The sequence below is a fragment of the Paraburkholderia sp. UCT31 genome, assembly GCF_014397655.1.
Classification (GTDB): Bacteria; Pseudomonadota; Gammaproteobacteria; order Burkholderiales; family Burkholderiaceae; genus Paraburkholderia; species Paraburkholderia tuberum.
Genome location: NZ_VZQP01000072.1, coordinates 15,838 through 33,670, shown reverse-complemented (window position 1 = coordinate 33,670; position 17,833 = coordinate 15,838). Strand labels below are relative to the sequence as shown.

15 protein-coding genes and 1 tRNA gene are annotated in these 17,833 nt (G+C 63.3%); 10 read left to right on the top strand and 6 right to left on the bottom strand.

Going from position 1 to position 17,833, the window contains the following annotated elements:
- Positions 1-687: 687 nt before the first annotated feature.
- Positions 688-1,500, bottom strand: coding sequence for an IS5 family transposase (locus tag F6X40_RS36775; protein WP_187631262.1), 813 nt, complete (start codon positions 1,498-1,500; stop codon positions 688-690).
- Between the two features lie 105 nt (positions 1,501-1,605).
- Here F6X40_RS36775 and F6X40_RS36770 point away from each other — a divergent pair, with 105 nt between their 5' ends.
- The gene (locus tag F6X40_RS36770; RefSeq protein ID WP_187631261.1) at positions 1,606-1,977 is read left to right on the top strand and encodes a BON domain-containing protein; all 372 of its coding nucleotides are present in this window, start codon (positions 1,606-1,608) and stop codon (positions 1,975-1,977) included.
- A 716-nt stretch (positions 1,978-2,693) separates the two neighbouring features.
- On the opposite strand, the gene F6X40_RS36765 is transcribed toward F6X40_RS36770, so the two are convergent.
- Positions 2,694-3,386 (bottom strand): hydrolase, encoded by a 693-nt coding sequence (locus F6X40_RS36765; RefSeq protein WP_184073712.1) that lies wholly within the window; start codon positions 3,384-3,386, stop codon positions 2,694-2,696.
- Between the two features lie 293 nt (positions 3,387-3,679).
- Here F6X40_RS36765 and F6X40_RS36760 point away from each other — a divergent pair, with 293 nt between their 5' ends.
- Positions 3,680-4,198, top strand: coding sequence for a Dps family protein (locus tag F6X40_RS36760; protein ID WP_187631260.1), 519 nt, complete (start codon positions 3,680-3,682; stop codon positions 4,196-4,198).
- A gap of 73 nt (positions 4,199-4,271) precedes the next feature.
- Here the strand turns inward: F6X40_RS36760 and F6X40_RS36755 are convergent, their stop codons facing one another.
- The gene (locus F6X40_RS36755; protein ID WP_184073715.1) at positions 4,272-5,192 is read right to left on the bottom strand and encodes a LysR family transcriptional regulator; all 921 of its coding nucleotides are present in this window, start codon (positions 5,190-5,192) and stop codon (positions 4,272-4,274) included.
- 130 nt (positions 5,193-5,322) lie between these two features.
- On the opposite strand from F6X40_RS36755, the gene F6X40_RS36750 reads away from it, so the two are divergent.
- From F6X40_RS36750 to F6X40_RS43705, 8 genes are all read left to right on the top strand, one after another.
- Complete coding sequence (locus F6X40_RS36750) at positions 5,323-5,976, top strand: DsbA family oxidoreductase (RefSeq protein ID WP_187631259.1); 654 nt, start codon at positions 5,323-5,325, stop codon at positions 5,974-5,976.
- Complete coding sequence (locus F6X40_RS36745; RefSeq protein ID WP_187631258.1) at positions 5,973-7,121, top strand: FAD binding domain-containing protein; 1,149 nt, start codon at positions 5,973-5,975, stop codon at positions 7,119-7,121. Before F6X40_RS36750 ends, F6X40_RS36745 begins: the two co-directional genes overlap by 4 nt.
- A 35-nt stretch (positions 7,122-7,156) precedes the next feature.
- Positions 7,157-8,371 (top strand): MFS transporter, encoded by a 1,215-nt coding sequence (locus F6X40_RS36740; RefSeq protein WP_184073719.1) that lies wholly within the window; start codon positions 7,157-7,159, stop codon positions 8,369-8,371.
- 144 nt (positions 8,372-8,515) lie between these two features.
- Entirely contained in the window at positions 8,516-9,646 is a 1,131-nt protein-coding gene (locus tag F6X40_RS36735) for an alkene reductase (protein ID WP_187631257.1), read from the top strand.
- A 93-nt stretch (positions 9,647-9,739) separates the two neighbouring features.
- Positions 9,740-11,029, top strand: a complete 1,290-nt coding sequence (locus tag F6X40_RS36730) for a c-type cytochrome (RefSeq protein WP_187631256.1) — start codon at positions 9,740-9,742, stop codon at positions 11,027-11,029.
- Complete coding sequence (locus tag F6X40_RS36725) at positions 11,026-11,538, top strand: (2Fe-2S)-binding protein (protein ID WP_187631255.1); 513 nt, start codon at positions 11,026-11,028, stop codon at positions 11,536-11,538. Before F6X40_RS36730 ends, F6X40_RS36725 begins: the two co-directional genes overlap by 4 nt.
- The gene (locus F6X40_RS36720; RefSeq protein ID WP_187631254.1) at positions 11,535-13,799 is read left to right on the top strand and encodes a xanthine dehydrogenase family protein molybdopterin-binding subunit; all 2,265 of its coding nucleotides are present in this window, start codon (positions 11,535-11,537) and stop codon (positions 13,797-13,799) included. Before F6X40_RS36725 ends, F6X40_RS36720 begins: the two co-directional genes overlap by 4 nt.
- An 84-nt stretch (positions 13,800-13,883) precedes the next feature.
- Complete coding sequence (locus F6X40_RS43705) at positions 13,884-14,108, top strand: hypothetical protein (RefSeq protein ID WP_410452616.1); 225 nt, start codon at positions 13,884-13,886, stop codon at positions 14,106-14,108.
- A 170-nt stretch (positions 14,109-14,278) separates the two neighbouring features.
- On the opposite strand, the gene F6X40_RS36710 is transcribed toward F6X40_RS43705, so the two are convergent.
- From F6X40_RS36710 to selA, 3 genes are all read right to left on the bottom strand, one after another.
- Positions 14,279-14,371, bottom strand: a tRNA-Sec gene (locus F6X40_RS36710).
- Positions 14,372-14,420: 49 nt separating this feature from the next.
- Positions 14,421-16,334 carry a selenocysteine-specific translation elongation factor gene (gene selB, locus F6X40_RS36705; RefSeq protein ID WP_187631253.1) on the bottom strand — a complete coding sequence of 638 codons (1,914 nt, stop codon included), beginning with the start codon at positions 16,332-16,334 and terminating at the stop codon, positions 14,421-14,423.
- Positions 16,335-16,347: 13 nt separating this feature from the next.
- Entirely contained in the window at positions 16,348-17,796 is a 1,449-nt protein-coding gene (gene selA / locus F6X40_RS36700) for an L-seryl-tRNA(Sec) selenium transferase (RefSeq protein ID WP_184073735.1), read from the bottom strand.
- Positions 17,797-17,833 lie beyond the last annotated feature (37 nt).

Sequence of the window (17,833 nt, the reverse complement as noted above, 5' to 3'; positions counted from 1 at the left end):
AATTTCCGCTTCCGCGAAGCCGATCTGCCTCTTCATCCTCGTGAGTCCGTTCTGTGAGCTGCCTTCTATAACGTCTTCGGCTACGTGAGCGATGACCGCCGAGCTCCATTAATCAGCGTTTCCCTAGGTATAGAACGATATCTCAGAGAGCTTGTTGAATTGAAACCATCGGACACCGAGCTTTGGCTCACAACAGTGACAATGAGTCATCCTCGGACGCTTCGGCTAAAGGAAATTCAGTACCGCGTGGATGCTGTGAAGAATGGACTGTCCCGAAAATTTTTTGAAGCAAGTATCGAGGTCTCGGATCAGCGGATTAACCCGAAAGTGATCATCCATGCCACCCCCTTCGTGAAGACATTTTGAGTCTCGGAGGAAGCAAATCGTTACGGCTCATAGTTGTCGCAGACATCGTACCGGTGCCGCAAGGACATATCGCTAATTTGCGTTGGCTCCCGAGATGATTTCGTGATGTCGAGGTAACTGCCTCCTCCGCGTTTAGCCACGAAGACACTGACCGCTGTTCGATCCGGAACAGACGCCTGAACGTCCGGCCATACATGGATGCTGCCGCCCGCTCCTGGCCGTACTGAGTCCCACGGCCTGCGACGTCGGATCGCCTCACGTGCCTCGCTCCATGCAGAAGGCATAGCCGACCCCTTGAGTCATTCACCGATAACGACGAACCTAGACGGAACTTCGAAGTACTGGGATTGCATGGACAAGCATAAGCGTGGCGAAGACGACAAAATGCAGACCTGCGAGTGTTTCGGGCAAGCGTTCGTAGTCACGTGCGAGGCGTCGAAAGCGGTTGAGCCATCCGAAGCTGCGCTCGACTACCCATCGACGTGGCAACAGCACGAAACCTTTTTTCGCTTCATCGAGCTTGACCACCTGGAGATTAATTCCCTGAGCGCGCGCGGCCTGCGCAGGAGCTTCGCCCGTGTAACCCTGATCGGCAAAGGCCACTTTCACGGTTTCTCCCGTTGCCTGCTGCACCTGGCGCGCCAGCTCTGCCACCTGTGCCCGCTCCTGCTCGTTGGCCGGTGTCACGTGTACGGCGAGCAACTGACCCAGCGTGTCGACCGCCATATGCACCTTGCTGCCACGCTTGCGCTTATAGCCGTCATAGCCTGCGCGTGGACCGCTCTCACATGTCGATTGCATCGTACGGCCATCAAGGATCACCGCGCTGGGCTGCCCCTGCCGCCCCTGCGCGACACGGATGATCGAACGAAGATCACTCACCATGCACTCGAAACAGCCGGCCGCCAGCCATCGTTGCGTCTGCTGGTACACGAGTTCCCACGGCGGAAAGTTGGTCGGCAGCATTCGCCACGCAGCCCCAGCGCGAGCCATCCAGCGCAACGCATTGAACATCTCGCGCAACTCGTATTTACGCTGTGGTGCACTCTCATCCATCAACGTCAGATACGCTGCCACGAAGCTCCATTCTTCGTCTGACACGTCTGTCGGGTAGACTTTACGTTTCTCTCTCATGCCTCCAGGGTACCAGGTCTGACCGGAAGTTCTAACACCGTCTAAACGAAGACCGCCCGCAAAGCTGCGGACTTGCGGGTCTACCGTCTTTTGCTGCAGGGGAGAATGAATGTGAGTGGTGCAAGCGTCAAAATCTGCGCGATCCTGGTTATGGTCCCCATGAGTTGCGGCTCGATCCAGGCTGGCGCACACACGGGTGAGAACACGGGTGCTGGCGCGACAGCGCGGGTGGCGTACTCGACGTCGCGGCTTCAGAACAGGCCGGATAGTGCGGTGAGTCGTGACGTCCGCAGCGCCCTCAGGCGGACACCGAGCCTGGATGCTTCAGGGATTCGGGTCAGGGCGCGCCTCGGCGTCGTGACGCTCACGGGATGGGTGCCTGAGCACAGGCAGATCGCGCTCGCCGGCAACACGGCAGGATCGGTGCGCGGAGTTAGGTCGGTGGCGAATCACTTGACCTTGCGGAACAGCCGTTAGCCAGCGATTCGAGAAAATGAAGTGAGTACATCACGGGTAGGCCACGCGATGAACGCCACATAGCGGCAGTGACCGGCGGGCGCTTCGCGACCGCAAAATGAAACCTTAGGACGGCGTCGCTAAGCGACATGAGCGTTCCTGCCGTTCGGGCGCACGCAACCGGTACGGCCGCTTGCAAGCGGATCGGTCATTCGGGTGACCCGCAAATGCGCGGGCCGATGACCGTACATGGACTCCTCCTCGTTTGCAAACATGTCGCCTATCAAGCCTCATTGTCGATCGCTCACGTATATCCGGTCTCGTACAAATGTGCCTCTGCGAGGCAACGGACCCTGATGGGCTATTCGCGCGCTGACTCCCAATCGCTCCTACGGGCTCGAGGCCTCGGTCCTTCGCGGGTTTGATCAGCGCCGGTTCGACCTGTTGGCCATCGTGCGGCTTGTTTTGCAATCGTGGATGAAGGTACAGCTGGTTGCTCTCGGTTTCAGTGCGCAGCAAGCTCCGGCTGATAGTCGGTTTCCCTTGTGATCATCGCCCAGGCAATTCGAGCCGTCTTGTTTGCCAGCGCCACGGCTGCAATATTCGGGTGCCGCTCTCCCGCTATGCGCATAACCCACAGACTTAGTGCATCAGTCCGTCGTCTGGCCATCTGGATCAGGAATTCGGGACCCACATGTTCCGCTCCCGAATTCCGCGCGATGTGTTTAATGCGCTGGTTACTTCACCTTAGCCGGCACCGGCGCCAGGATTTCGTGCTGCTGAGCCGTACGCTGAGCCGCCTTGTGCACCATCGTGTACGTGTAGTCCACGCCCATTCCGTACGCGCCGGAGTGTTCCTTGGCGATTTTCATGACCGCGTCGTAGGTCTCTTTGTGCCGCCAGTCGCGTTGCCATTCGAGCAGCACCTGTTGCCACGTGACCGGCACCACGCCGGCCTGAATCATCCGTTGCATCGCGAAGTCGTGAGCTTCCTTCGAGGTGCCGCCCGACGCGTCGGCGACCATGTAGATTTCGTAGTCGCCTTCGTCCATCGCGCACAGCGCGAACGTGTTGTTGCAGACTTCGGTCCAGAGACCCGCCACGACGACCTTCTTGCGGCCGGCGGCAGCCAGCGAGTCACGGACCTTCTGGTCGTCCCACGAATTCATCGACGTGCGGTCGAGCACCTTGTGATCCGGGAACACGTCCAGCAGTTCGGGGTACGTATAGCCCGAGAAGCTTTCCGTTTCCACCGACGTGATCGTGGTCGGAATGTTGAACACCTTCGCAGCCTTCGCGAGACCGACCACGTTGTTTTTCAGCGCCTGGCGGTCCATCGACTGGACACCGAAAGCCATTTGCGGCTGCTGGTCGATAAAAATGATCTGCGAGTTTGCAGGCGTCAGGACTTCGAGTTTCGGATTTGCCATGGCTTTGTGCATCCTAAAGGGCTGGTTAACATGGGAGGACATGTCGCACTCGCTTGAAGTGCGAGAAAAACTGAGACTCAGTCTATCGACGGTTTTTCCCAGAGTCCTAGTTGAACTCCTTAATCGTTCTTAAAAAAATAACAACCAGGAAATCGGCGGCATGGCGCGTGGCGAACGGCCGCTCAGAACATTTCATATTTTCTGCAGGACTTTATGTGCGCGGCGTTCCTACACTTCAGGTGCCGGATTCGGAAACACCCGTTTCACCGGCTGACACCTCAAAAGGAAAAGCCATGAAAGACGAACTGAACGCAGCAGCACGTCGCGCCGCGCCGCTAAAAACACCGAGTCGCCTGACCGAAGACGCGACACGTGACATCGCCGCCGCGTTGACCACACTGCTAGCCGACGTGTTCGCGATCTATCTGAAGACGAAAAACTTCCATTGGCACATGTCGGGCCCGTACTTCCGCGACTATCACCTGTTGCTCGACGACCAGTCCGAGCAGATCTTCGCGACCACCGATCCGATCGCGGAACGCGCGCGCAAGCTCGGCGGCCGGACGCTGCACTCGACCGGCCAGATCACGAAGCTGCAGCGCATTCTCGACAACAATGCGGAGTTCGTGACGCCAGCTGACATGCTCGCCGAATTGCGTGAGGACAATCTGGCGCTATCCGGCTACATGCGCGAGACGCATTCGCTATGCGACGAATATGGCGATGTCGCCACGGCGAGCCTGCTCGAAAACTGGATCGACGAAGCGGAGCAACGCGTGTGGTTCCTGTTCGAATCCGGGCGGAATGCGTAAAGCTGTATGACCCGGCATCGCGCACGTGGGTAGGCGAACGCTAGTGAGACGTGGCACGTGAGCGCGTCGCCGATCACCCTTCGAGCGTGGCGTGAAGCCGCGCTTCGAGAAACTGAATGAGCGCGTGCACTTTTCTGGAGTGACGGCGATTGGGCAGATACGCTGCATAGACGACTGCATCGCCTTGATGAGGACTCGCTTCGAAGTTCTCGAACAGGCGCAACAGGCGGCCCGCACGAATCTCGGCGTCGACGTGCCATTCGGGCAGCAACGCAATGCCGCGTCCCGCCATCACCGCCTCGAGCAGGACGTCGAGACTGTTCGACAACAGATGACCGCGCACCTCGACGCGCTGCGCCACACCTTCGCGCCGGAAGGCCCAGACCTGGCGAGTGCGATAGCCGCCACCGTAAGCGAAGCGAAGACACTCGTGCGCGTCGAGTGCCTGCGGTGTCCGAGGCATGCCGCATCGTTCGAGGTAGTCGTGGCTGGCGACGACGTAGCGCGGATTGTCGGCGAGCTTTCTGACGATCAGATTGGCGTCGCGATCTTGCAGGCCGATCCGGATCGCGACGTCGATCCGCTCGAGCGCGAGATCGACGAAGTGATCCGCGACGACAACGTCGAGGAATACACGCGGATTGTCGGAGAGGAAAGCCGCGAGGTGCGGCGCGAGCCGCAAGCGGCTGTAGGTTGACGGCACCGAGATTCTGAGCGAGCCGACCGGCGACGCGCCGCTGTCGAAGACGCTCTCGTCAGCTTCGGCCAGATCGTCGAGCACCTTGCCGATCTGTTCGACGTACGCAATGCCGGCGTCCGTGAGACTGACCTTTCTGGGTGTACGGGTTAGCAGCGCGGTCCCCAGAGAGGCCTCCAGCGCGTCCATCAGTCGTGTGACCGAGGAGGTGGCCACGCCGAGACGTTGTGCGGCCTTTGAAAAGCCGCCGGCGTCAGCCACTTCCAGCAACGTTTTCACGGCAAGGAACTTGTCCATGTTCGGTCTCGGCGATGTTGCAGTTGCAAAGATGGTTGCGATAAACGCAACACGGGGTTGCATTTTATCCCCATTCACCGAGCCTCACGCAACATATAAGCTGCATCCATTAACTAGCGAGGGGTGCAACATGCAAGCCATTCAAGTCGACGTCTATTACGACTTCATTTGTCCGTGGTGCTGGATCGGCCAACGGAATCTCTCCGCGGCGCTCGCGGAATCCGGCGTCGGCGCGGCTGTTTCGATTCGCTATGTGCCGTTCGAATTGAATCCTTGCATGCCCGTCGAAGGCACGGACCGGCGCGCCTATCGAACCCATAAATTCGGCACCTGGGCGCGCTCGCAAGTCATGGATGCGCAGGTGACGGCCGCCGGTCTGACAGCAGGCGCGCCGTTCGACTATGGCAAGGTGCTGCGCACGCCGAATACACGTCTCGCGCACCGTCTGATGCGGTTTGCTCAGAACCGCAATGAACCGCTTACGACTGCCGCGCTTTATCAAGCCATCTACGCCGCCTATTTTTCCGAAGGCCGCGACATCGGCTCGCTCGACACGCTCGTCGAGATCGCAACCGAACACACGCTCGATGCGGGCGAGGTTCGCGCGTATCTGCTCTCCGCTGCCGGCAATCCGGAGATCGACGCGGCGCGCGAGCAGGCGGACAAGCTCGGAATTCAGGCCGTGCCGACCATGACGATCGACGGCAAGGCAATCAGCGGCGCGCAGCCGCCCGTCGTGTTTGCCAATGGGCTGCGCGCGGCGGAACAAAGGAATGCAGCATGAGGTCGTTCGAAAAACCACGTGCCGTCGTAATCGGCGGCTCGCTCGGCGGACTGTTCTCGGCCACCGCCTTACGCGCAGCCGGCTGGCAGGTCGACGTGTTCGAGAGCTCGTCGAATCAGCTCGAAAGCCGCGGCGGCGGCATCGTACTTCAGCCTGACGTGCTGGACGCACTCCGGTTCGCAGGCGTTGTGTTGCCCGATCCGCCCGGCGTGATGTCAGGCGAGCGCATCTATCTGGACCGCGACGACAATCGCGTCGAACAACTGTATATGCCGCAGATGCAGACGTCGTGGAGCCTGCTGTACCGCGCCATGAAAAATGCGCTGCCCGCGGATTGCCTGCACACGGGCGAGACCTTTGTTGATTTCCGCATGGAAGGCGAGCAGATCGTCGCGCTGTTCGAGAGCGGCCGCAGCGAGCAGGCAGATTTGCTGGTCGGCGCCGACGGCATACGTTCGACGCTCAGACGGCGCCTGCTGCCCGAGGTCGTGCCTGCCTACGCGGGCTATGTCGCGTGGCGCGGACTCGTCGAGGAACCGGACTTGCCGTTGCGTGCAGCGAACATACTGCGTGACCGGTTTACTTTTCAGCAAGGCGACGGGCACTCGGCGCTCGCCTATCTGATTCCGGGCGAACACGACTCGAGCGTGCCTGGCGAACGCCGGTGGAACTGGGTGTGGTATCGCAAATACAGCCGCGAACAGCTCGACGAGTTGCTGGTGGACCGCCACGGCGTGGCGCGCGCGTTTTCGTTGCCGCCAGGCGCGACCAAGCGCGCCGACATCGACCAGTTGCGGGATGACGCGCAGGCGCTGCTCGCGCCGACGTTTCGCGCGCTCGTCGATAGCACCGACGATCCGTTCATGCAGCCGATCGTCGACCTGCGCGCGCCGAAGATGGTGTTCGGCCGCGCGGTGCTGCTCGGCGACGCCGCATCGGTTCCGCGTCCGCATACGGCGGGCAGCACGGCGAAGGCCGCGGCCAATGCCCATGCTTTGGCGCTGGCGTTGTCATCGACATGGCAGAACGGCGCAACGATCGATTCAACCCTCAAGCGCTGGGAGAACCAGCAATTGCAACGCGGCCGGCTCATGACCGATCTGGGCATTTCGCTCGGCGGCCGGCTGATGAACATCGCCCGCTGAGCACACATTTTCCGTTTTTCTTTTAGGGAGTTGCAATGTCAACCCAACCATCCATCACGGCGGGCGGCGCCGGCCATGTCAAGCTGACACGCGGGCTGATCGCGCTGTTCGCATTCTGCTGCGGCGCGATCGTCGCAAACCTGTACTACGCGCAGCCGATCACCGAATTGATCGCGCCGGACATTCACATGTCCGGCGGCACAGCCAGCCTGATCGTTTCGCTGACGCAAATCGGCTATGCGTTCGGCCTGTTCTTCCTCGTGCCGTTGGGCGACCTGCTGGAAAACCGCAAGCTGATGATCATCACCGCGCTGGTCTCGATTGCAAGTCTCGGCGCGGCGACGGTCGTGCATCAGCCGGGCTGGTTCCTCGTGATTTCCTTGCTGATCGGCTTCAGTTCGGTCGCCGTGCAGATTCTGATCCCGCTCGCCGCGCATCTCGCACCCGACGAGTCGCGCGGCAAGGTGGTCGGCACCATCATGAGCGGCCTGCTGCTCGGCATTCTGCTGTCGCGCCCGATCTCCAGCGTGGTGGCCGGCCACTTCGGCTGGCGCGTGGTGTTCGGTGCCGCGGCTGTGCTGATGGCCATCGTCACCAGCGTGCTCACGCTGACCATTCCGCGCCGCCAGCCTGATCACCAGGCCACTTACTTCGAACTGATCGGCTCGCTCGGCCATCTGGTCCGCACGATGCCGGTGCTGCGCCACCGCTCGCTGTATCAAGCGCTGATGTTCGCTTCGTTCAGCCTGTTCTGGACCGCGATCCCCATCGAGTTGACCCGGCAGTTCGGGCTCTCGCAAACCGCCATCGGCATCTTCGCGCTGGTCGGGGCGATCGGCGCAACCTCCGCGCCGGTGGCGGGACGTCTGGCCGACGCGGGGCATACGGTGCGCGCGACGCTGATTGCGCTGGTGGTGGGCGCACTCGCTTACACGCCGGCGTTGATCCATCCGGCCTGGGGCGTGATCGGGCTCGTCGCAACCGGCATCGTTCTCGATTTCGCCGTGCAGATGAATATGGTGCTGGGTCAGCGTGAAATCTACGCGCTGCATGCGGCAAGCAGAAACCGCCTGAACGCGTTGTATATGACCAGCATCTTCGTCGGCGGTGCGTTCGGCTCGGCGCTCGCCAGCCCGCTCTACGAACACGGTGGCTGGACGTTGGTCGCGAGCGTCGCGACGGCCTTTCCGATCATTGCACTGATCCACTATCTCGCGATCGGCCGTCCGCACGCCGCACGCATTGCATGACGGCATTTGGGGCAAACCGGGCGGTATGCCCTCCGGATTAACAAGATTTCAGCCTGGTTTCAGGAATTCCCGTGACGGTCACGATACGCTAGCCAGCATCGTCACGCGCCTGAACGACGTTCAATCGTTTAAAAAGGAATCACCATGTCGTCTCTTTCCCCTTTGCTCAACGGCTACGATCTGCCTGGACTGCACTTGCCGAACCCCGTCGTGATGGCGCCCATGACCCGCTCGCGCGCACCGTTGCGCGGCCGTCCGACGGAAATGATGGCGCAATACTATGCGCAGCGCGCGTCGGCGGGGCTGATCATTACCGAGGCGACCAATGTGAGTCCTGCCTCGGCGTCCTTCGAGCTCACGCCGGGCATCATCACGGCCGAGCAGATCGAGGGCTGGCGTCACATCACGAGCCAGGTGCATGCAGCCGGCGGCCGCATCTTCATGCAGTTGTGGCATGGCGGGCGCGTCGGTTCGTTCGCACTGCTTGGCGGCGAGGCACCGCTCTCGCCCTCCGGCGTGAATGACGATCTCGACCAGTTGCAGGTGTGGGCGCAATTGCAGAACGGCCAGTACACCAGAATCCACGCCACGCCGTCGCGCGCCATGTCGCTCGGCGAGGTGAAGCTTGCTATCGGCGCGTTCAGACAAGGCGCGGCCAATGCGATTGCCGCCGGCTTCGACGGCGTCGAAGTCCACGCGGCGAACGGCTACTTGCCGCATCAATTCCTGTCACCGACCACCAATACGCGCGACGACCGGTACGGTGGCTCGCTAGCGAACCGCGCCAACTTCCTGCGCGACATACTCACGGAGATCGGCTCGGTGGTTTCGCTCGACCGGGTCGGCGTACGCGTTTCGCCGTATGCGCAGTACAACAATGTGCGCGATGCGGATCCGGACGGCCCCTACGACTACGTCGGCAAGATGCTCGACGAGTTCGGCGTCGCCTACGTTCACGCGGCGGACACGAACGCCTGGAGCGGCGCACCGGACCTGCCGCGCATCATCGAGCGTATACGCAAGGCGTTCTCCGGCACGCTGATGGTCAACGGCGGCATTGCCATCGACCAGGCCGACCAACTGATCCGCGACGGCCAGGCGGACCTGGTCGCGTTCGCGCGCGCCTATATCGCCAATCCCGACCTCGTCGAGCGCATTGCGACTCACGCGGCGCTCGCGACGCCCAAGGCGGCCGGCTGGTACGGCGGCGACGACGCCGGCTATATCGACTACCCGTTCGACGGCAGCGCCGGCCAGAACGCACAAGCCGTATAAGCACGCGCCGTGCAGGCATGACGCATCTCCCGGCCGCGCGCACAGCCTGTGCGTGCGGATTCTTCGATTCATGACTTCAGTGACAGGTACGTGATGACGCACAAGTCTGGACTGTTGGCGATGGGCGGCGTGATCGTCGTGGCCGCGCTAACCGGCGCGCTGCTGTTGATGTGGAAGCCCGCCATTGCCCCGGTCAATCCTCCGGCGCCTGCGTCGTTCGACACGCAGACGAAGCTCGCGGGCGCGCGCGTGGTGGCGCTCGGCGACTGCATTGTCTGTCACACCGCGAAGGGCGGCAAACCGTTCGCCGGCGGCCTGCCGCTTGCCACGCCGTTCGGCACCATTTACGCGACCAACATCACGCCCGATGTCGAAACGGGCATCGGCAGCTGGTCGCTCGAAGCATTCACGCGAGCTGTGCGTTACGGCGTGGCCCGCGACGGGCACCTGTTGTACCCCGCGTTTCCGTACATTCACTTTACGCGTATGTCCGATCGTGACATTGCCGCGGCCTACGCATACCTGATGACGCGCGAGCCGGTCAACGCGACCACGCCCGCGAACGATCTAATCTTTCCGCTGAACTTCCGGCCTCTACTGGCCTTCTGGAACGTGTTGTTCCTGCATCCCGGCGAGCAGGTGGCAGGCGCGTCGAAAGACGCCGAGTGGAACCGCGGCAAGCTGCTGGTGGATGGCCTCGGGCACTGCGCGTCGTGTCATTCGCCGCTCAATATGATCGGCGGCGAAAAGTCGGCACACGCATTCGACGGCGGTATCGTCGACGGCTGGGAAGCGCCCGCGCTCAATGCGCTCGGCGCGGCGCCGAAGCCGTGGACCCAGGAACAGCTCGTGACCTATCTGCGCAGCGGCCGCGCCAGCGAACACGGCGCGGCGGCCGGCCCGATGCTGCCCGTCACGCGCGACCTCGCTACCGTGCCTGAAGAGGATGTGCAGGCCATCGCCACCTACATCCTGTCGATTCAGAAGCCGCAGCCGGCCGTCGCCGGTGTGTCGTCCAACGCAGCAGCGCAAGGCGAGAAGTCACCGGAGGCCCAGCGCGGCGCACTGCTGTTCGCGGCATCGTGCGCCCAGTGCCACGGTCCCGCTGCACCGATGCAATCGATTGGCGAGCGCCCCACGCTCGCGTTCAGCACCGCCATCAATGCAGCGACGCCGCGCAACGCGGCTCAGATGATTCTCAGCGGCAACGGCTGGCACGGCGAGGACAGCATGAACTACATGCCGTCCTTCAGCGAAATCTACAGTGATCAGCAGATCGCCGACCTGGTGTCCTATATCCGCGCGACCTATTCGCAGCGCGGCGAGTGGCAGGACGTCGAGGACATGGTCGTCAAGGTCAGAAAGGAGAACAACGCGCGATGATCAATCTTACCGTCAATGGCGTGCAGCACGCGCTGGATATCGATCCGTCGACGCCACTGCTCTACGCACTGCGCAATGACCTGCACCTGCACGGCGCGAAGTTCGGCTGCGGTCTTGGACAATGCGGCGCGTGCACGGTGATCGTGGGCGACAAGGCTGCATTTTCCTGCCTGATTCCCGTGTCGTCGATCGGCAGCCGCCCCGTGCGCACGATCGAAAGTCTCGGCACGGTCGAACATCCCGGCCCGCTGCAGAAGTCCTTCATCGAACATCAGGCCGTGCAGTGCGGCTATTGCATCGCCGGCATGATCATGCGCGCCCAGGCCCTGCTCGAGCGCAACCCGCGGCCGACCGAGAATGAACTGCGCGAACACATGGAGCCGAATCTTTGCCGTTGCGGCACCCACATGCGCATCCTCGCTGCGATCCGCGAAGTCGCGCACCTGCCCGCATCCGACGCTACGCCCACCCCGCCTCAAGGCGCGGTGACCCACGGAGGCACGCAATGAGCGTCAACGAAGACGATATTAACGAGGGACGCCGCCGCTTCATGATGTCCGGCGCGCTCGTGGTGAGCTTCAGTCTGTTCCCCGGTATCAAGGCCATGGCGCAGGAGGTGATCGCGGACGAAGGCGCTGCGGTACACGTGGCGAAAGCGACCGAAACGCTCGCGGGCAGTCTGAAGACCAATCCGTTCCTCGATGCATGGATCAAGATCGATCCCGCGGGCAAGGTGACTGTCTACACCGGCAAGGTGGAATTAGGCACCGGGGTACGCACCGCGCTGCTGCAGATCGCAGCCGAGGAGCTGGACATGGCGCCCTCGCTGATCACGTTTTTGACCGCCGATACGGGCGCCTCGCCGGACGAGGGACTCACGGCAGGCAGCCACACCATCGTCGACAGCGGCAGCGCCTTGCTGAACGCGTCTGCCCAGGTCCGCGGCCTGCTCGTCGATGCGGCGGCCAAACACTTCGGTGTCGAGAGCAGCGTGCTGACCGTTCAGGACGCCATCATCAAGGCGCCCGACGGCCGCACGATGACTTACGGTCAGGCGGTCGGCGCGGTGGATCTCCATCGCATGGCGACGCCGGTGTCGCCGTTGAAAGACCCAGCCAGATTCGTGACGATCGGAACGTCATTGCCGCGCCTGGACATCCCGGGCAAGGTGACGGGCGGCCCGAGATATGTGCAGGACATGTCGATGCCGGGCATGCTGCATGCGCGAGTGGTGCTCCCGCCGGTCTATGCTGCGAAGCTGCTGAAGACCAATACGCCCGACATTCTGAAGATGCCGGGCGTCGTCAAGGTGATCAGGGACGGCAGCATGCTGGCGGTGGTCGCCAAAGGCGAATGGCAAGCGGTGCAGGCGCAGCGCGCGCTGGCCGCGGGAAGTCAGTGGAGCGCCGGACGCACATTGCCCGACCCGGCTGCAGTACACCGCGATCTGAAGACGATTTCCACGCAACACATCGAGATCGCGAATACGCACAATGCGGCCGGCACACCCGCCAAAACGCTGAGCGCGAAGTACACCAAGCGCTATATGACGCACGGTTCGATCGGCCCGTCCTGCTCAGTCGCGCAGTTCAAGGACGGCACCATGACGGTCTGGACGCACTCGCAAGGCGTCTATCCGCTGCGCGATGCGCTCGCCGAAATGCTGTCGCTGCCGAAAGAGAATGTGCGCTGCGTTCATGTCGAAGGATCGGGCTGCTATGGGCACAACGGCGCGGACGACGTAGCATCGCACGCCGCCTTGATCGCCCGCGAGATGGCGGGCCAACCGGTTCGTGTGCAATGGATGCGCGAACAGGAACATACCTGGGATCACTTCACACCCGCGATGGTCACCGAAGTGAGCGCGTCGCTCGACGCGAGCGGCAGCATCGTCAACTGGGACTACGCGCTGTGGAGCAGTTCGCACAACGAGCGGATCGTCAACGCGGGCCGGCTCCTTCCCGCGCAAATGCTGGAGAAACCGTTCGTGCCGGCGCCGTCGGTGCCGATGATGCAGCCCGAAGGCGGCGGCGACCGCAACGCGATTCCGCTGTACGCGTTCCCCAACATGCATGTGATGAACAACTTCTCGCCGACCATGCCGTTGCAAACGTCGGCGATGCGCTCGCTCGGCGCGCACATGAACGTCTTCACGATCGAGACGTTCATGGACGAGTTGGCCGCCGCAGCCGGCGCCGACCCCGTCGCGTTCCGGCTCAAGCATATGCAGGATCCGCGCGCCCGAGACGTGATCCGGCTCGCGGCCGAGAAATTCGGCTGGCCGCGCGCGCCGCGCAAGGCCAATCACGGCGTCGGCTTTGCGTTCGGCAAGTACAAGAACCTGATGTCGTATGTGGCGATGGCCGTGGAGATATCCGTGGTGCCCGAGACGGGCCAGGTGATTCTCGAACACGCCGAAGTCGCGGTTGACGCGGGGCAGATCGTCACCCCCGACGGCATCCGCAACCAGATCGAAGGCGGCGTGATTCAATCCGCAAGTTGGACACTCTATGAAGAATTGCGGTTCGACACATCTCGAATCCGCAGCTTCGACTGGAGCAGCTACCCGATCCTGCGGTATTCCGCCGTGCCGCGCAGTTTGAACGTGCATCTGATCAATCGGCCGGGTGCGCCCTTTCTCGGCGCCGCAGAAGCGTCGATGGGGCCGACCGCCGGCGCGCTCGGCAACGCGTTGTTCGACGCGACCGGAAAGCGCTTGCGCGACATGCCGCTGGGTGGCGATAGCCTGCGCCGGCTGACCGACGTTTAGAGAGCCCGCACGGCGCCGCCTGCAGCAACGGATGAATCTGCCTCGCGGACATAAGCACATGAAGTTTCTACAAGGAGCAAGCCAGTGATCATCGATCTATCGGGCAAGACCGCCATTGTGAGCGCGTTCACCCGGGGGTATCGGCATCGCGATCGCTACTGGGATCGCAACGGCCGGCGCGGACACCATTGTCAATGGACGCAAACAGGAAGCGATCTGCATGTAGAGACCACCGCCGTCGGCGTAATGGCCCGGGGCCACCTCCTTCGCGATCCGCAGTGCGCTGAGCCGGTGCAACTGTCGTCCTGACATGATTCCCTCCTACCCACTTACCCATCTTCCTACCCATACTTCGTGTGTAAATTGTGTGGGACCTTACCGGAATCAGCAAGCACGCCGTTACCCATAAACCGCTTTAAAATCAGCGGCCTAGAGGACGTTTTCGGAAGATATCGGAATGCCCGGGAAGGCCTATGGGGCGGAAGGCAGCCGGAGTCGAACCGACCCGAGAGCGTCTGACGCCCTCAACTGGGTTTGAAGCCCAGCCGCACCACCGGATACGAATGCCTTCCTACGGTGATTGAATGACGCGTGCCCGATAGAAACAGACCGCCAGCCAGATCAAGGCAGATCGAGCCAGCGGCTATCCGTGCGCACGAGGTGCAGGCCACGGTGGAAGCGAGTATACCCAACCCGGTCGAAGAACTCCAAAAGCTGGATCGCGCGTTTTCGGCCGAGCCCGGTCGCGTCGCGAAACGGCGCGGCCGCCACGGTGCCGCCGTTCTTGTGCGCCTCCGCCGCCGCGATCGACGCAAGTTCGCGAATCACCTGCTGGTGATAGAACAGGTCATGCACGACCTGGAACAGCTCGCCCTGACGCGCGAGCTTGCGCAGCAACTGACGCACGCGCTCCTCCGGCACACCGTGCGCGTTCGCGAGCTCGCGCACCCACGGCGGATCGAAACGCCCCGCCTCGATCTCGGGCAGTAGCGTCGCGGCAAGCGCCTGATCGGCGGCGTCGAGCGTCACGGCGTGGCCGGGCAAATGCAGCCACGGTCCGAGTCTGACGAGCTCGCCACGCGCCGCCGCATCGTCGACCAGCGCGCGCCACAGGGCGTCGTCGACCAGTGGCGCCGCGATGCGCCGCAAGCGCGACACGTCCGGGCCGAGTTCGTCGGGCGAGCGCTCGTGATATTGCGCGAGCGCACTCGTCAGGCGCCCCTCGAGCGTGTGCCATGTCGCGTCCGCGACCAGCAGCGCGTCATGGCCCGGCAGTTCGATCGTGCGTGTCGCGGCGGGCAACGCGAGCGCCGCCGCCGGCATCCCCGTGAGGCGTTCCAGCAACGCCCGCGACAAACCGTGCGGCGCGCGCGCGAACAGCGCGTCGAGTGAGCCGGTGTCGAGCAGCGTCTGCATCGCGTCCAGCCAGCCGAAGCGCTCCGGCGAGCGCCGCTTGCGCGCCGGAGCGAACGCATCGAGCACGTGCCCGCCGCCCACCGTGCGATTGGCCTGAGCGTTACGCACGACGAAGCGATCGCCCGGCACCGTGCACAGCGGCAGCTCGAACACGAGTTGCACGCGCGCGCGCTGACCGGGCGCGAGCGTGTCGCCTTCGAGCAGCGCGACATGCGCAACCTGATGCTGCGTGCCGAGATGCACGTGCAGCGGCTCCCAATGTTCAAGCGCGTGCGGCGCGTCGGCGAGCAGCGTCAACGCGACGTCGATGCGCTCGCTCGCTTGCGACAGTCGCGGATCGACGATCCAGTCGCCGCGCTCGATCGCACTTTTCTCGATGCCCGCCAGATTCAGCGCGCAACGCTGGCCGGCGCGACCGGTTTCGGCGGGGCGATTCTGCGCGTGGATGCTGCGCACGCGCACCGATTCGTTTTTCGGCGCGAGCAGCATCGTGTCGCCGACGCTCACGCTGCCCGCCACCACGGTCCCGGTGACGATCGTGCCCTGCCCCGCGAGCGTGAACACGCGATCGACGGCGAGGCGGAACAGGCCGTCGTCGCGCTTCATGCGCCATGCGGCGGCCTGCTCGCGCAGATGCGCGTTCAGCGCGGCGACGCCCGCATCGCCCGCGCGCGTCGCGCAAGTATCGAATACCGGCGCGTCGCGCAGCACGCTGCCAGCGACGAACACACTCACTTCATCGCGCACTTCGCGCAGGCGCTCGTCGTCGACGCGATCCACTTTCGTCAACGCGATTGCGCCGCGCCGGATGCCGAGCAGTTCGACGATTGCCAGATGTTCGCGCGTTTGCGGCATCACGCCGTCATCGGCGGCGATTACGAGCAGCGCGAAGTCGATGCCGCTCGCGCCCGCGGTCATCGTATGCACGAGCTTTTCGTGGCCCGGCACGTCGATCAGACCGAGCACGTCGCCGTTGTCGAGCGGTACGTACGCGTAGCCGAGCTCGATCGAAATGCCGCGCGCTTTTTCTTCCTTGAGCCGGTCCGTGTCGACGCCGGTGAGTGCCTTCACGAGGCTCGTTTTGCCGTGGTCGATATGCCCAGCAGTACCGACGATCATGCGTGCCCGTCCTTCAGCTGCTTTTCGGTTGCGCGATCAGCTGTGCGATCAATTGCGCTTCGTCGGCGGCTTCGAGGCAGCGCAGATCGAGCCGCAACGCGTCGTCCGCGATCCGGCCGAGCACCGGCCGCGCCATCTCGCGCAACTGCTTTTCGAGCGCGAGCAGATGACGGCCGCCGCGCTTGCCGTCGCTCATCCTGATGACGAGGCCATAGCTCGGCAGCACGTCGACGGGCAAGGCGCCGCTGCCGATCTGGCTGAACATCGGCTCCGCGGCCACGCTGTAGCGCGCGTCGATCGCCTGCTGTAACGCCGGTAACACGCGCTGCGCGGCGCCGTGAATATCTTCGGCGGGCCGCGTGAGGAGCCGTAGCGTGGTCAGCCGCTCCGTCAACTTCTCCGGCGCGCGATACAGCTGGAGCACAGGCTCCAACGCCGCGAGTGTCAGCTTGCCGACCCGCAGTGCGCGCTTCAGCGGATGCTTCTTGATCTTCGCGATCAGATCGCGCCGCCCGACGATCAACCCGGCCTGCGGGCCGCCGAGCAGCTTGTCGCCGCTGAACGTGACCAGATCGGCGCCGGCCGCGACGGTCTCGCGCACCGTCGGCTCGCGCGGCAAGCCCCATTCGGCGAGATCGACGAGCGTGCCGCTGCCGAGATCGACGGCGACCGCAAGCCCGCGCGCGTGCGCGAGCGGCGCGATCTCTTCGATGCCGACTTCCTTCGTGAAGCCGCTGATCGCATAGTTGCTCGCGTGGACTTTCATCAGCAGCGCGGTACGCGCGTTGATCGCCTGTTCATAGTCCTTCAGATGGGTGCGGTTCGTCGTGCCGACTTCGCGCAGCTTCGCGCCCGCGCGGCTCATGATGTCGGGAATGCGAAACGCGCCGCCGATTTCGACGAGTTCGCCGCGCGACACCACCACTTCCTTCTTCGCCGCGAGCGCGGAGAGCGTGAGCAGCACCGCAGCGGCGTTGTTGTTGACGATGGTCGCCGCTTCGGCGCCGGTCAGCTCGCAGATCAGATCGTCGATCAGATCGTCGCGGTCGCCGCGCGTGCCGGTGGCGAGATCGAACTCGAGGTTGGCCGGTTGCGTGAGCGCGCTCATCACGGCGCGCACCGACTCATCGGGCAGCAGCGCGCGGCCGAGGTTCGTGTGCAACACGGTGCCGGTCAGATTGAACACGCTGCGCAGCCGCGACGCGTTACGCGCGAGCAGCGCCGCGGCGACCGTCGCATGCAGCTGCGCGGTATCGAGCGCGCTCACCGCCGGGTTGGCCGCCGCATCGCCCGATTGCGCGCTGATGCGCCACGCATCGAGCGCGTCGCGCAGCGCGTTGAGTACCTGGGTGCGGCCGTATGCGCCGATGAGCGGCACGAACTCTTCCGACGCCAACACCTTGTCCACCGACGGCACGCGCGCCATCAGCGCGCGCAATGCCGAGCTGCTCACATCGCTCACGAGCAATCCTTATGTCGTTTTGAACTTGGCTCCGGTC